This window comes from Bacillus lumedeiriae (assembly GCF_044891285.1).
In the GTDB taxonomy this organism is placed as follows: Bacteria; Bacillota; Bacilli; order Bacillales; family Domibacillaceae; genus Pseudobacillus; species Pseudobacillus lumedeiriae.
This window is the reverse complement of sequence record NZ_JAUIYO010000012.1, coordinates 42,099-56,547: the sequence shown is the minus strand read 5'-3', so window position 1 is coordinate 56,547 and position 14,449 is coordinate 42,099. Positions and strand designations below refer to the sequence as shown.

13 protein-coding genes and 1 pseudogene are annotated in these 14,449 nt (G+C 37.4%); 2 read left to right on the top strand and 12 right to left on the bottom strand.

Features of this window, described 5'->3' with window-relative positions; all coding sequences use genetic code 11:
* Window positions 1–282: 282 nt before the first annotated feature.
* Complete coding sequence (locus tag QYG89_RS13230; RefSeq protein WP_404318061.1) at window positions 283–594, bottom strand: DUF378 domain-containing protein; 312 nt, start codon at window positions 592–594, stop codon at window positions 283–285.
* Between the two features lie 543 nt (window positions 595–1,137).
* On the opposite strand from QYG89_RS13230, the gene QYG89_RS13225 reads away from it, so the two are divergent.
* Entirely contained in the window at window positions 1,138–2,076 is a 939-nt protein-coding gene (locus QYG89_RS13225; RefSeq protein WP_404318059.1) for an SDR family NAD(P)-dependent oxidoreductase, read from the top strand.
* Between the two features lie 190 nt (window positions 2,077–2,266).
* Here QYG89_RS13225 and QYG89_RS13220 read toward each other — a convergent pair whose 3' ends face one another.
* Both QYG89_RS13220 and QYG89_RS13215 read right to left on the bottom strand, forming a co-directional pair.
* Entirely contained in the window at window positions 2,267–3,103 is an 837-nt protein-coding gene (locus QYG89_RS13220; protein WP_404318058.1) for a DMT family transporter, read from the bottom strand.
* Between the two features lie 223 nt (window positions 3,104–3,326).
* Window positions 3,327–4,514: an amidohydrolase gene (locus QYG89_RS13215; RefSeq protein WP_404318056.1), complete on the bottom strand. Its 1,188-nt coding sequence runs from the start codon at window positions 4,512–4,514 to the stop codon at window positions 3,327–3,329.
* Between the two features lie 476 nt (window positions 4,515–4,990).
* On the opposite strand from QYG89_RS13215, the gene rluF reads away from it, so the two are divergent.
* Window positions 4,991–5,698 carry a 23S rRNA pseudouridine(2604) synthase RluF gene (gene rluF, locus QYG89_RS13210; protein WP_404318054.1) on the top strand — a complete coding sequence of 236 codons (708 nt, stop codon included), beginning with the start codon at window positions 4,991–4,993 and terminating at the stop codon, window positions 5,696–5,698.
* 276 nt (window positions 5,699–5,974) lie between these two features.
* Here rluF and QYG89_RS13205 read toward each other — a convergent pair whose 3' ends face one another.
* From QYG89_RS13205 to QYG89_RS13165, 9 genes and pseudogenes are all read right to left on the bottom strand, one after another.
* On the bottom strand, window positions 5,975–6,742 hold the full coding sequence (locus tag QYG89_RS13205; RefSeq protein ID WP_404318053.1) for a YhfC family intramembrane metalloprotease: 768 nt from the start codon (window positions 6,740–6,742) through the stop codon (window positions 5,975–5,977).
* 119 nt (window positions 6,743–6,861) lie between these two features.
* Window positions 6,862–7,560: a helix-turn-helix domain-containing protein gene (locus QYG89_RS13200; RefSeq protein WP_404318052.1), complete on the bottom strand. Its 699-nt coding sequence runs from the start codon at window positions 7,558–7,560 to the stop codon at window positions 6,862–6,864.
* Between the two features lie 621 nt (window positions 7,561–8,181).
* A complete protein-coding gene (locus tag QYG89_RS13195; protein WP_404318050.1) occupies window positions 8,182–8,715 on the bottom strand; it encodes a 3-phenylpropionate/cinnamic acid dioxygenase subunit beta in 534 nt (177 codons plus the stop codon).
* Window positions 8,712–10,073 carry an aromatic ring-hydroxylating oxygenase subunit alpha gene (locus QYG89_RS13190; protein ID WP_404318049.1) on the bottom strand — a complete coding sequence of 454 codons (1,362 nt, stop codon included), beginning with the start codon at window positions 10,071–10,073 and terminating at the stop codon, window positions 8,712–8,714. Before QYG89_RS13190 ends, QYG89_RS13195 begins: the two co-directional genes overlap by 4 nt.
* Before the next feature lie 370 nt (window positions 10,074–10,443).
* Window positions 10,444–10,694: pseudogene (locus QYG89_RS13185) on the bottom strand (transposase); the annotation flags it as partial.
* A gap of 425 nt (window positions 10,695–11,119) precedes the next feature.
* Window positions 11,120–11,338 (bottom strand): zinc-binding dehydrogenase, encoded by a 219-nt coding sequence (locus tag QYG89_RS13180; protein ID WP_404318129.1) that lies wholly within the window; start codon window positions 11,336–11,338, stop codon window positions 11,120–11,122.
* Window positions 11,339–11,601: 263 nt separating this feature from the next.
* The gene (locus QYG89_RS13175) at window positions 11,602–13,110 is read right to left on the bottom strand and encodes a DUF1846 domain-containing protein (RefSeq protein WP_404318046.1); all 1,509 of its coding nucleotides are present in this window, start codon (window positions 13,108–13,110) and stop codon (window positions 11,602–11,604) included.
* A 311-nt stretch (window positions 13,111–13,421) separates the two neighbouring features.
* Window positions 13,422–13,901 (bottom strand): 23S rRNA (pseudouridine(1915)-N(3))-methyltransferase RlmH, encoded by a 480-nt coding sequence (gene rlmH, locus QYG89_RS13170; RefSeq protein ID WP_404318044.1) that lies wholly within the window; start codon window positions 13,899–13,901, stop codon window positions 13,422–13,424.
* Between the two features lie 324 nt (window positions 13,902–14,225).
* Window positions 14,226–14,375, bottom strand: a complete 150-nt coding sequence (locus QYG89_RS13165) for a CxxH/CxxC protein (RefSeq protein ID WP_404318042.1) — start codon at window positions 14,373–14,375, stop codon at window positions 14,226–14,228.
* Window positions 14,376–14,449 lie beyond the last annotated feature (74 nt).

Below are 14,449 nucleotides of genomic sequence, written 5' to 3'. Positions count from 1 at the left end.
TTTAGTTGGTCCAGCCCTATTTGATGTTATTTGGGACCGTCCCATCCTATTTACTAAAAAGAACAATCGCGGGAAAGCGGCTCTCAAAGATATAACGATCAAAATTGGCAGTATGGAAACTAGGTTTTAGAGAACTTTATTCCTGTTAAGCCAAAAATACCAGATTTCTATTGGAAGCTGATGTTTTACTTTATTAATGTAGGCGACAAATAATCCTTTAACACCTATCATAATGAAAAGTAAAGAAAACCATGCAGCTGCACGGCTTTCTTTATTTTCTTCTTAATCATCTTCTCTGTCAGTTTTTTTAAAATCAGATAGGTCTGTTTCCTCACCAAATTCAGTTCCATAATTAAGTTTACCGTAGTCACGTCTGTTAACTTCTTCAGTATCCTTCTCTTCCCATTCCTTGAACAACAGGGTTAAACAGAATAATCCGCTTAGCCCGACTAGACTATAAATAACTCTTGATAAAAAAGCGCCTTGCCCGCCAAATAATGCTGCTACCAAATCAAAACGGAAAAAACCAATTAATCCCCAATTAATAGCCCCAATTATTGTTAATGTTAAGGCAATTCTTTGTAGGGTTCTCATGAAACATCCCTCCTTTAAATTTAGATTTCTTCAGCATACAAGTCTGTACTCTTCAGTTAGAACGATCATCTACCTTTAAATAATTAGATCGTATTTTTATCATTTGTATCGAATGTGGATTTCATACACTAAAATCGGGAATTGAATGAGAACTTTTTGTATATGCATCTTAGCTTATTTGACGCTTGTATTTATGAATAAACACGCGACACTCAACATAATGATAAAAAACCGATCGAAGCTGGCTGCTTAGGCCATTTCAAACCAGAAAAAGAATGGTATATGGTACCACGGGTTACCAGGAACAGGAGTATGAGAATTCTTGTAGAAATAGTGAAACAAGATCACCTTCTTAAAGGAATGATTGGAATATAAATGAATTTTTTTTAAACAGGTATTTGTATCATAGCGGTCAACAGATGAATGTCCGATGATTTACATTTTAGACAGCACCAGCACCACTACGAATATAATAACTGCCGCACAAATTCATAAATGAGGACTGGAAGGTTCAAGTATGAATAAAAAAATAGGAGGGTCGTTATGAAAGAAAAAACTGTTATCATTACAGGAGCAAATTCCGGAATTGGTAAAGCAGCTGCCCTTAAATTTGCAACAGAAGGGTATCATGTGATCATGGCTTGCCGCAATATGGAGATTAGTACAGCCGTACAGGAAAACGTGATTGAAATAACTAAAAACATCAATGTCGATCTGATGCAGCTTGATATTTCTTCTTTTGATTCTATTCGCACATTTTGTACAGCTTTTAAGTCCAAATACCCACGGCTAGATATCCTGATACATAATGCCGCCTACTTAAATCACGGTGAAAAAGAATATAAACTTAGTCCCGAGCATATCGAATTATCTTTCGCTACTAACACATTTGGTCCTTTTTTGATGACTCGTTTATTGGCAGATCATCTTGCAAAATCACCAGACCCAAGAATCCTCCATGCTTGTACGACAAACATTAAAAATTTCTTTGACCCGAAAAGGAAGATCGAGTTCGATAACTTGCGTGGAGAATTAAGGGGTACACGGCCTTATAGTACTTATAAGATGTATGGGGACTCAAAAATGGCCCTATTGATGCTCACTTTCAAACTGGCCGAGGAATATAAAAGCATGGGGATCAAAGTCAATGCACTTCAAATTAACCGCGTAAAACTATCAAAAGAAACGATTAAAAAAATGCATTCCTTTTGGAAAGTGTTTGCATTGTTACAAAATATAACCAATCCCTTACCAGCAGGCATGGCTGATAACTACTTTCACATTTGCACTTCGGATGAATTTAAGAATGTTACGGGCCAACTGATCAATCATAAGAGAGAGGTTGTTAAACCATCAACAAATGAAAAAGGCTTGACACAATTGAAGAACATACTCGGCTCAAACAGCTACCCTAGATACGCAGCAGATCCTCAAAATGTTGAACAGATATGGAGGTTGAGCACCTTGCTCACCGAAGACTAAGATGTCAATTTTTATCCCCTCAATGACTCCGCATTTTAACTTCATTAACCTTATGGAAGCCTAAGAGATAAGACATAATGGATAATACCTATTTAGACTAATTAAGGGACTTGAAGAAGTCCCTTATTCACGGTTGTAGAACAAATGAAATTTTATAAAAAACAATGATCATTCGTATGAATGTTTTTTGTTATATTTTGGTTAGCACAATACCAGCTAGTGCAGATATAACCCCGATGATTTGATACATTTTAAGCCTTTCTTTCAATAGCCAGCAGCTGCCGAGAACGACAACTAAACAACTTAAACTAACAATGGGGAACACAATACTTGCTACTCCTGTATCAAGAGCAAAAAAGTAGCTGCTATAACCCACAACACTAAAACATCCAATCATTGCACCAAATTTCAACTCTGTACGCTGCCAGTTTTCCTTCATGATCAAACTATTAATGAGTAAATAAGCGGCACCGCCGCCATACATACAAACAAGCGTATTGATAGAATCAATATGTAAATGAGAAGACGTTTTCATCAACACACCTAGTACACCAAACGATACAATCGATAATAAAATGCGATACATCCACGGCTTATAATCTATTTTCCCCCCACTACTTGGTACATATTGAATAATGACTGCAGAAGCAAGCATAACAATAATGCCAATCCACTGAAGTAAGGTAATATTCTCGTGGAAAATAAGTGCCGCACTTAGTATCGGAATCACCGTATTTGTGCTAATAAGCGGCGATGTTAAACTCGCAGGTCCTTTTTCAAACGCCTTTGACATTTGAATATTACCGTTTGCATTCAATATGCCGATAAACGCACCTAGTACAATGGTTAATCCATTAAATGAGGCAAATCCTACAACTGTTCCATAGCCAAACATTAATAAACACGCAATCAGATAAAAGAAAAACTGCATATGCACTTTTGATAATCCTTTTCCTGATGTAACCTTAAAAATCATATTATTAACTCCAAAACAAAACATCGTCAGTACTGCTGCTGCAATCCACATTAAAGATCCTTCTTTCCCTTTGATAGAAGTATTTTAATATAGATTTCTAGCACTTCAAATAGTTTTTACAATTTAAAAACCATAAACCCATTTATCAGCATCTCAAGACAGAGAAGTGATGATATGCGTGCAGTTGTAAATATGGGTCAGATTCCCCGTAACGAATCTAACTGAGGTTTCTGCTCTTACCTTGCTAAGTCGAAAGGCTTTTCAACCTAGCCTGTTACTCTAACCCATAGTAGCCGCAAACAACATATCCTACTGATTTTGCTGCGACAATCAGCGCATCTTCATCAATGTTAAATTTCGGATGGTGATTGTAGTATGGCTTTTCGCCCCCTTTTGGAGCAGCGCCAATGTAAAAGAAGCAGCCAGGAATTTTTTCTAAATAGTAGGCAAAGTCTTCGGATGGCGACATCATTGGATACTCAATAACCTGCTTAATATCTGGGTCATTCGCACCTTCAAGACTTGCTTTCACTTCTGCGGTAACCTCTGGATCATTATACAATGGCGGGTAATCAGAAGTATAAGTTAACTCACATTGCACACCAAACTCAGCTTCGATTCCACTGACAATACGGCGGGCTTCCTTCTCAATGATCTTCTTCGTTTCCACATTCATATAGCGAATATCTCCCTCTAGCTCCACCCGATCTTTAATGACGTTAAAGGTACCTTTTCCGTCAAAGGAACCAATCGTGATAACACCCATATCAAACGGATTTATACGGCGGCTAATAATTGTTTGGATAGCTGTGACAAAATAGGAACCTGCGACGATCGCATCATTTGCCATATGTGGGGAAGAGCCATGACCTCCAACACCTTGAATTCCTAATTTAAAATAAGACCTGCCAGCCATGGAAAAACCACTATGGAAGCCCACAACACCCGATGGATTCAGTGGAAGTAAATGAATTCCAAAAATATTATCGAGGGCATCAAGCGCTCCCGAGTCTACAATGCTTTTCGCTCCTCCAGGCGGTACTTCTTCTGCATGCTGGTGAATGATTTTGATTGTACCAGGAATCTCGTCTTTCAATTGGATTAAGCAATCGGCAAGTACTAATAAATAAGCCGTATGTCCATCATGACCACATGCATGCATAACGCCTTCATTCTTCGATTTAAAAGGGAGCTCGGTTTCTTCCACAATCGGAAGCGCATCAAAATCTGCACGAAGACCAATCGTTTTTCCCGGTTTTTCACCTTTAATAGTCACGATTATCCCATGTCCATTCCCTACATTGGACTGAACTTCTACTTCTTTTCCCTTATAGAAGTCTAAAATATATTGAGCTGTTTTCTCTTCTTTAAAGGATAATTCAGGGTTTTCATGTAAATAGCGGCGAATTTCAATCATTTCTTCTTTACGTGCTTCTAACATGTCCATTAAAACTTTTTTCATTGTCTTGGTCTCCTCTTTCAATTTTAAAAGATGCCTAATCAGTAATATTTGAGTTTTTGATTGCCTCTATTCGTATGAAAGACTGGTCCCCTATAAAGGTGTTCTCTTTTTATTGAGTCAAAGTTATCACTTTGATTTTCGAGATTGCTTTTGCATTCTGCTGTATAAATCCATTTACGCTGCTTATAGTGAAAAGACGTATTGAGGAATTTTTCGACAAGGGTGATTAAGGCTGAGGGAGTTTTGAAGAATAAATATTCAATTAAAGACTAAAATATACCAATATAAACTGTATATCGCTATTTAAAAGAAAAGAGGATTTTAATTAAAATAAAAATAACAATTGCAGCTGAAAAAGCGGCTTCTTTTGAAACAAACTTTTATCGGTTGTATCGAAATAATAGTATGTAATTCATCCTTAAAATAAAGTATAGTTAGTATCTAATAAAACAATCACTGATTAAGGATGTGTCAACATGCGCATTAATAAATATATAAGTGAAGCTGGAAAAGCATCTAGACGGGGTGCCGATAAATTAATTACCGATGGAAGAGTTACTATTAATGGTAAACGTGCAACTATAGGCAGCCAAGTTGAAGCTGGGGATGACGTTCGAGTAGATGGAAATCCAATCCGAGTAGCAAGAAATCATGTCTACATTGCCTTAAATAAACCTGTAGGCATTACTAGTACAACAGAAAAAGGGGTAAAGGGGAATATTGTTGATTTGGTCAACCATCCATTAAGAATATTTAATATTGGGCGTCTGGATAAAGATTCCGAGGGCTTAATACTTCTTACGAACGATGGAGACATTGTTAACAAAATTCTGCGTTCTGAAAATAAGCATGAAAAAGAATATATCGTTTCAGTGGACAAGCCAATTACTCCTGAATTCTTGAAGAAGATGTCAGAGGGTGTCAAAATACTAGGTACAAAAACGCTTCCTTGTGAAATAGTTCAATTATCAAAATTTGATTTTCAAATCATTTTAACACAGGGACTAAATCGTCAAATTCGCCGCATGTGTGCTGAATTAGGATATGACGTTTACCGATTGCAAAGAATCCGAATCATGAATATTCATTTAGGCAACCTTCCTCCTGGACAATGGAGAGATTTATCCAAGAAAGAGCGAACTCAATTATTTAGAGAATTAAATTATGAGCCAAAAGAATGGTAAAAACTATAGAACATCAAGTGTAAGTAGAATTATCATTGGATTAATTCCCAACTAAAGGGACAATCTCATTATAATTAAATCTTAGTGCTTCTTTCTTGGAAAGAAGCACTAAGGAAGATAAGCATAAAGGTCATCTGTGTCCTTAGAAACTTCCTATAGGAGGTTTTTATATGAAATGCTAGTTAAGGATGTGCAAACTGCAATTTAACCATGTTCCACTATGCAGAATAATACTCTTATACCAATAATAGATTAGTTTTCGCACCCTTTTATTTCCTAGTGTATACTTTTCTCAACTTTCTTTATAAATACAAACGAAAATACTCCTATGATGGCCAGATATAATTCAAGTATCCATAAACTTTTTATATGACCTGTTTGATAGAATGCAAAAGGAAAATCAATAGCAGCATGAATGAGAATAGCATACATAACATATACAAATTTTCTTTTAACCACTGCCGACAAAACGAATAAGCTTAAGGCCATTTGTATGAAAACAGCAGAGAATCGTTCTACACAGGCCAATAAATAAAATGATGCCCCTTGATTTAATACTGTTTCTTTTAATGTTGGTAATTGATCACTTGGCACTTGCCCAGCTAACGCAGTCTCAAAGGTTCCTGCATTAATCATGTAAGCAAAGATAATGTTTGGTAACATGATTGTAAGCATTAATACAACTGCTTCAATGCCTCCCCAACCAATACCAAAGGATATTCCACCTTTAAAATTAAGATATTTTTTAAGTATCCATGTAAATAATATGAATCTCCCGAGCTCTTCAAATAACCCTGCTGCCATTCCTCCATATAATCCAAATAACCATGGATGATCTGAATAATTAGGGAAATTTGTTAACACTACAACGTGCAATACCTTTTCTAGAATTTGTGTAATCACAATAAATCCAATACTCCCAATGATCAATGGCTTAATATAGATGCCTGTTTTCTTTTTATAAAACAAAATCAGCCCAGCAAATAATAAGAAAGAAAATAAAATCGGAATAAACATTGAAATGATTGTAACATGACTGACCATATTGACCCTTCTCTCTTTTCATTGTAATCGTTGCTAATTTCCTTTGCGCCTCTTTCCCCTGCTTGATGATCTTCAAATTATTTAAACTCCAGAAAAGTTAAGTTATAAGTTTCCCTCGATTAGTATCTGGAGAATAACGCTTTTGAAGCTTGAACTGTCCAAAGCGTGGTGCTCCATCTGAATATATTTATGCGAATAACTCGGATAAATGTCGGTATTAATGCAAGGTTTTGCAAAACTTTTAACACTACCTTTTGTAAATCAAAATCCTCTTGAGCTATATATCTTTCAAAGTCAGCTAAAACAATTGAGAAAAATTTCATAAAGGAGTCCATATGTTCTTCGACATTCCAATTTGAAATTTCTTCAGCAGATATGGATCCGGATGACTTTGGTAATGCATAGACTTTTTCAACTGCACCCCTAACAGGATTTTCTTCTACAACTTCTATAACTTTAGCATGTAACATTCTTTTTAAATGGCGATACAAAGTTGCTTGTGGTATATCCTGAAGATTTTCTCCAAGCTGCTGAACTGTTAATTTTCTTCCATTGATTAATGTTTGTACAATTCTCATTCGCACAAGATGTAATATTACGTCTGCTTTTGATTGCTTCATGATAAATCCTTTCTTCACATTATTATCATTATTAATAATGATAATAATGTGCCAATAAAAAATTGTAAACATTTTCAAGAAATTATTTTCCTGAGTAAAATCTATACACTTCTTACTATTCCAAAATCCATTTTTTCTTATTCCCTTGGAAATACCCGTTCTTTCGGAGAATGCTTGTATCATCATGAATTTACTCAAACCAACATACCCCGTCAACTCTAATGTTACACCTTATAAAAAATTGAATGGCAAGGCCAAATTCAAAATAAAAGACTTGCCACTCAGGCAAGCCACCTCAACTCTGCTGACTTCTCACGATAAATCTTGTTTCAACCGAGCGTAATTTGCTCGTCCGCGAGACCTCCCCGGTAAGAACGATAACCTTCTTCTCATGTAACTGCTATATTTACTGTATGGGATTCGGGCAGTATTGGACTTTATCTTGTTATGCAGACTTGTTCGTCCCAATTCAGCCTTGTATATAGTTTCTGTTCGTCAGTTCGAGAATTCTTCTCCACCTTCCTTCAGGTTCCACCTCAAGTTGGACACCCTTGCTATTGACTAACAGTTCCTACTGCCAAGCCTGTAGTGGGCTTTTACCACCAAGCTATCGCCCATGCCGGGCGCACATAAAAAATGAGGTCATGCTCCTAACAGCATGACCTCATTTTTTAAACTATTTAGACAAACCCATCTGGATTGCGGCACATCTCTGCACCCTCAATCCAAATTTTTTACAACAAATTCGAATTCAAAGATCAGATTATATAGAAATGGTGGTCACGTCATCACCATGTGGAGACTCGAAATGACGCAATTCTACAAAAACATACTCAAATTCATAACCGTTAATATTGCCTGATCAGGAATGATTCTCCTTGCAGCAATCTTCCACTGTCCATCTACTTTCCGAATGATGTCTTCCCGCTCGCCAATAATTTCTTCTAATTGATGTTCGGAAGCTCTGCTGCGTTTGAAGTGAAAATAACTTCTAACTTTATATTCATCAGAATTATCACCAGGCTTTACCATGATGTTGGTGATATAATGTCTCTGCCTTGTTCGTGGATCTTCAACCCACGCGGAATTCGTATAAAGTCGTTTCACCCTCGTCTCCAAGGATTTTTTCGTTTCTTCAAAAAATGTCATATCATCGACGATATTCGAACCTTCTCTTCTTTCCGTTGTCACACGCAACGGCATACGATAGATAATATCATCGGTTAATAAATCATGCCATTCTTGGTACATATGGTGGTCTAACAAATAGGCTTCATGATAGAGAAATTGAGTAATTTCATGTTGTAATTCTGCATTCACTTGAGTGTTTTGAAATTGTAATTCCATGCTCATTGGCTATCCTCCTCTTCGTCCAAAAGACCTTTTGAAATTAGTTCAAACCAACGTTTGTGCATATTTTTTGCTAAGTTATCCGTGTAAGTAGATGGGTAAGCCACACCTGGTCCAGGGAAGTTATCAACTGGCTCAAATACGTCTTCTCCCAATAGGTAATTGCTCACATTATTATAGCTTAATTCTTTATCTTCCATCATGAGCGCGTTGTTTATTTGAGTAATACGAGCCCAAACTTCTGTATCATCCTGTTCTAATGTTCCAGAGGGACCAAAGGAACCGACATAAGCTTTATATGATTTCTCCTTGTATTCTTCGGGTGCTGCCTTATCAATTAAGAACCAACACCATACCTCTACTTTTTCAGGCCCTATAGGTCTCCAAACCCGAAGATTTAAGTAGTTGATCATCTCCCCTTCCATCCCATGCACTGGACTGTCGAAAGCAAGGTTAGGGAAAACACCACCGACAAAAACGGTCGTATTTGAAAAGACTTCAAGTTGTTCAGGACTTAAATTTCGTTCAAACATTGGCCACATCGATTCAGGCAATGTTTGGTACTTATAGGCTGACTTGCCTGTTTTAGACGCCGTCATGACACTTAGACCGTGACCGTTATCTAAAGCGATGTGATGGCCATAACTTGCAAAATTCGGGTCATTTGGGCTGATTCCTAATTCAACAGTGGACCGGTGGTTCGTTTGAACATGATATGGGTCTGAAGCAAAGTTTTCTTGCGTCATCTTCCAGTTGGCTTGTGCTACCCAACGTTGAGGAACGCCTCTGACTTCCATTCCGCCATCACTTCTGCCTAACATGATGTCTAAATACCATTTCATATCCCCTAGGTAATCTTCCAAAGACATGGCTTGAGGATCCAAGCTTGCAAATATCAACCCTTGGTACATCCCTACTTTCGGAATTGGACGCAGCCCCCACTCGTCCTTTTTCATATTTTCTCCGTATACTGTTTTTCCGGATACGATACCAACCAGTTCCCCTTCAAGGTTATAACTCCATCCATGATAGGGACAAGTAAACGTTTTCTTTTTTCCGAAATCAGCTGTACATAAGTGTGCGCCTCTATGCGTACAGGAGTTTAGATAAGCTTTAATCTCTCCGGAATTTGTTTTTACAAGTAATACTGGATCACTCGCAATCCAACGCGTCACATAACTTCCGGGCTCTTTTATTTCAGATTCATGCCCAATAAATTGCCACGTTTGACCAAAAATATTTCTGCGTTCCAATTCATAAATATCCTTATCTGTCACTGCCCATTGAGGCATTAAACCCTTATCTAACTTTTCTTTCAGCTTCTGTAATGTTTGCTTATTTAAGCTATCTTTAACCAACATTGTCTGTTCACCTCATGAAATCAAATTTTGATGAGTAAGATACATTTTCGTTCATTTCTACTGTATAATACCTATTGGTGATATTTACACATGATTGCAAGTTTGCAGGTTTTTTATTCTATAATTTACTAAATATATCGTCCCCCTATAATTGATTGGTAAATTAAATATTTCATTATATTACTATTTGAAATGTTCTGCTTTCTATAGTTTAAAATGTATTTTATGTAATGTAAATACAGGTTTTTTATGATTATTTATGATTATTTATGATCATTTCTGATTAGAGCAATAAAATGAATGTAAGATATTTGCCTGGACCGTCAATAATTTTGTGTAAATGACGAACCCCTTTTCTTGTAGCTCGTCATTAATCAATGGTTTTAAACATGGCGGCGAGTTCCGCCCGGGCTTGATCGAAACCAATATGGCACCGCACTGCGAAACAAGAAAGCGCTCTAGGGCTTCTTCATGGGGGGGCTGCTCTTTGCGCTTCGTGTATTTCTTATTTTGCTTATTGAATGACTCGAGCAGGTTCGTTGAATATAAGCTTCTCCAGATAGATTTTGGGAAGCTGTAAAACGTAAAAATATAGGGGTTTTCCGCTAATGGTTTGGTCACCGTCTGTTGTTTAAACTCGCCGTTTCCAGATGGGAGATTCATAGGGAAGACCTCTTTTCTTTGGATGGGTTATGGTGACTTAATTCTAAAAGAAAGGGTCTTCCTTTTTGTATTTATTCATTTACAAAAGATATTTTACGCTCTCAAAGAACTCCTTTTGAAACAAACTTTTATCGGTTATACCGAAATAGTAGTATGTAATTCACCCTTAAAATAAAGTATAGTTAGTATCTAGGCAACCTTCCTCCTGGAACTTATCCAAGAAAGAAGCACTAAGGAAGATAAGCATAAAGGTCATCTGTGTCCTTAAGAACCTCATTTACTTATGATACGGTTCACCGCGGCTATTTTATATGCGGTTTTATTTTTCTGTTAGATTGAGTAAAATTATTTTTGTATAGTCTTTAAAATCAACACAGCCTTTTTTATATCTTAAAAATAGTCTTACCCACTACTTTACGTGAATTGAGTCTTTCAAAAGCATCTTCATATTCTTCAAGTGAGAGCGTTAAATCAATTGTTGGCCGAATATCAAATTGCTCAGCCAACTTGAAAAGCTGTTCTAAAGTTTCTCTGAGGTCTTGATTAGAGTATTCCTTAACGGCAAAAGGTTTAGAATATTTAAAAAAAAATTTTCGGAACAGCCATTAGAACATCTTCCAATCATAGCTGAAAACAATACTGCTAGAAAAAGACTTCATTCCAGTGCTTGATCTCTAGTATGCTAAAGCTTGTCCTTAATAGGTTCCAACAGACATTCCGGCAGTTAATAGTTAATCGATTAATCCAAAAAGGTGTAGTCTTCTCCTAATGAGAAGACTACACCTTTTTTAGTAAAATCTATAAACGAAAAAGCACCTGTCTTAGGCTTCCATGTAAAAAGAAAAAGGCAGGCGTTTTCCAAAACCTAATTGTAATACAGATTCTCAGTCGGATAGACTGGGTCATTGGTGATGTCGATTCCAAGCTTCTTAAAGGTCTGTTCGTTTTCTCTATTCAATATGACCGTAGAATGAGCTTGTGTGTCTTTTAAATTCGGCAGTTGCTTATAAGCCAGCTCAGAAGTAGGATTGGTGACTGCACTGATTGCCAGTGCGATCAGCACTTCATTAGCGTTTAGTGTCGGGACTCGGCTGTTCAAATCATCGATTTTCAACCGTTGAATCGTCTGCAAAATCATCGGTGACAACAAATCGATTTCATCGGCAATATTGGCCAATTTCTTCAACCCATTCAGAATTGCGGCTGCCGAGGAATCCATCAAGGTTGTCGTTCGACCGGTGATCATCTCGCCATTTGGCAGTTCTATCGCAATTACCGCTTGCAAATTCGTGCTGTCAATTCTCTCTTGAATTGCTTTCGCATAATTACGGGCCGGCAATACAGGTGCCCGATCCTCCTTCTTTAAGTCAGTCTCTTCCAAAATCACTTGCATATGGCGCACACTATCTTCATCGGCAAGCCCTTTTTTATAGTCGTTCTCTACGGTGAAACTGCGCCGAATGATTTCTTGCCTAGCGGCTTCCTGCGCGACCATATCGTCGATGATACCCGATTTCAGACGATTGACACCCATATCGGTCGGTGAGCGGTAAACAGACTCTTTACCAGTAATCCTTTCAATAATTCGTTTAATGACAGGAAACGTCTCAATATCACGATTGTAATTGATCGCTACTTTCCCGTATGCTTCATAGTGGTAATTGTCAATCATATTCACATCTTTCAAATCGACGGTAGCCGCTTCATAAGCGATGTTTACCGGGTGCTTTAACGGCAAGTTCCAAACCGGAAACGTCTCAAACTTGGCATAGCCGACTTTATTCCCCAGTTTATTCTCATGGTACATTTGGTTAAGGCAAGTCGCAAGCTTCCCGCTGGCCGGGCCAGGTGCCGTTACTACCACGATTGGCTTTGTCGTTTTAATATAGGGATTCATCGCAAATCCCTCCTCACCAATGACCACGTCTACATTTGTTGGATAACCTTTGATTTCACTGTGAGTGAAGACGCTAATTCCGCTTCTCTCAAGCTTAGTCATAAATACTTTGGCTGTTGGCTGTCCTTGATAACGAGTGAGCAAGACACTGTTGACAGAAATGCCATATGCCCTGTATTCATCGATTAAGCGCAAGACATCTTGGTCATAAGTGATACCGTAATCTTCACGGACTTTGTTCCGCTCGATGTCTCCAGCGTATACACAGATGATGATTTCCGCATTTTCTTTCAGCGTGTTCAACAATTTAATCTTGGCATCTTCGTCAAATCCAGGCAAAACACGCTTGGCATGTTTGTCGCCTATCAATTTTCCACCGAATTCCAAGTAAAGTTTATCATACTGCTGCACCCGTTCTAGGATGTAAGCAGATTGTTCTTGCAAATATTTCTCCGAATCAAATCCAATTTTTTTCATTTAATTTCCGCCCGCTTTCTATACTTCAAGCTTTCTCTTAAACCGATAGATAAAAATGCCTTAAGAGAGAGTACTAACTAAAATACATCTTTTATCATTATAAAGCTTTTAAAAAAATAGACAAAGGAAAACTGGCCCAATCATTTCATTGATTGGGTCGCACTAATAATTCCATTGACCTTATAATGAATATATTCGACCAAAATAACGAAATTTTGGCAGGAAGAGTTGCCCCTTCTTAACTTATTTATAGTTTAGCATTTGTACAAAACATGTATAAGTTAGAGCTTATTTAATGTTATAAACCTCATTTACTTATGATATGGTTCCCCCCGATTAATACGAAAACTCCTGTACACCTGTTCTACTAAGATCAGCCGCATTAGCTGATGGGGAAAGGTCATTTTTGAGAAGGATAGTGTATCATTGGCTCGCTGCATGACGTCTTTGTGGAGGCCGAGTGAACCGCCGATGATGAAGGCAATTTTGCTTTTTCCGTATGTGGCAAGCTGGTCGAGTTGTTTGGCAAGTTCTTCAGATGTTTTCATTTTTCCTTCGATAGCGAGCGCGATCACATGCGTGTCTGGGCTAGTCTTGGCGAGGATACGTTCGGCTTCTTTTTGTTTTACTTGCTCCATTTCTGTTATACTTAATTCTTCTGGTGCCTTTTCATCAGCCACTTCGATGATTTCTATTTTTGCATAGGCAGATAGACGTTTGACGTATTCGGCAATTCCTTGTTTTAAGTACTTTTCTTTCAACTTTCCGACTGTTATAATTGTGATATTCACAGCTATTCCTCACTTTACAAACAATTTACAAACAGGTTGTCCACAAAATTATCCACATATCCACAAAAGTGATTATTTACATACTTTTTTCCTTCTATTCACCTGTTCCCACTCGATTTGTTATTTTTCGACCATTTTTTCCATGTTTTTTGAAAAATGACGCCTTTTGTCATAAATAGCGGTCATATTTCTTTCTACACGCATATAAAAAAGAGCGCACTTGTGTATAAGTCGCTCCCATTTGACTATCCACAGCTATTTTTTAACTTTTCCAAAAAGTTATACACATACTCACAATATCTATCCACATATAGTAGGCGAATATTAGTTTGCTACTACATATTCCGCCTCGTTTTGACAATATTCACATGTCTTTTTTTCTTCTTCCACCTTTTCAATCACCGGTGCTGTTTCGTACTCATCTACAACAATATCGAGTGCAAGTTCCACGTGCTCTTGGCAGCAATAAATCATTTTGTTCACTCCTTTACGATTTTATTTTATCACGAAAAAGCGCAGAAGAGCATAAAGCTTTTCTGCGTCTTTTA

Bases quoted from the DNA above. Each gene is read 5' to 3' on its own strand.
- QYG89_RS13165 (WP_404318042.1), bottom strand. From the start codon at position 14,375: ATGATTTATTGCTGCCAAGAGCACGTGGAACTTGCACTCGATATTGTT.
- QYG89_RS13175 (WP_404318046.1), bottom strand. From the start codon at position 13,110: ATGAAAAAAATTGGATTTGATTCGGAGAAATATTTGCAAGAACAATCT.
- QYG89_RS13220 (WP_404318058.1), bottom strand. From the start codon at position 3,103: ATGTGGATTGCAGCAGCAGTACTGACGATGTTTTGTTTTGGAGTTAAT.
- QYG89_RS13205 (WP_404318053.1), bottom strand. From the start codon at position 6,742: ATGGTCAGTCATGTTACAATCATTTCAATGTTTATTCCGATTTTATTT.
- rluF (WP_404318054.1), top strand. From the start codon at position 4,991: ATGCGCATTAATAAATATATAAGTGAAGCTGGAAAAGCATCTAGACGG.
- QYG89_RS13215 (WP_404318056.1), bottom strand. From the start codon at position 4,514: ATGAAAAAAGTTTTAATGGACATGTTAGAAGCACGTAAAGAAGAAATG.
- QYG89_RS13190 (WP_404318049.1), bottom strand. From the start codon at position 10,073: ATGTTGGTTAAAGATAGCTTAAATAAGCAAACATTACAGAAGCTGAAA.
- QYG89_RS13195 (WP_404318050.1), bottom strand. From the start codon at position 8,715: ATGAGCATGGAATTACAATTTCAAAACACTCAAGTGAATGCAGAATTA.
- QYG89_RS13225 (WP_404318059.1), top strand. From the start codon at position 1,138: ATGAAAGAAAAAACTGTTATCATTACAGGAGCAAATTCCGGAATTGGT.
- QYG89_RS13230 (WP_404318061.1), bottom strand. From the start codon at position 594: ATGAGAACCCTACAAAGAATTGCCTTAACATTAACAATAATTGGGGCT.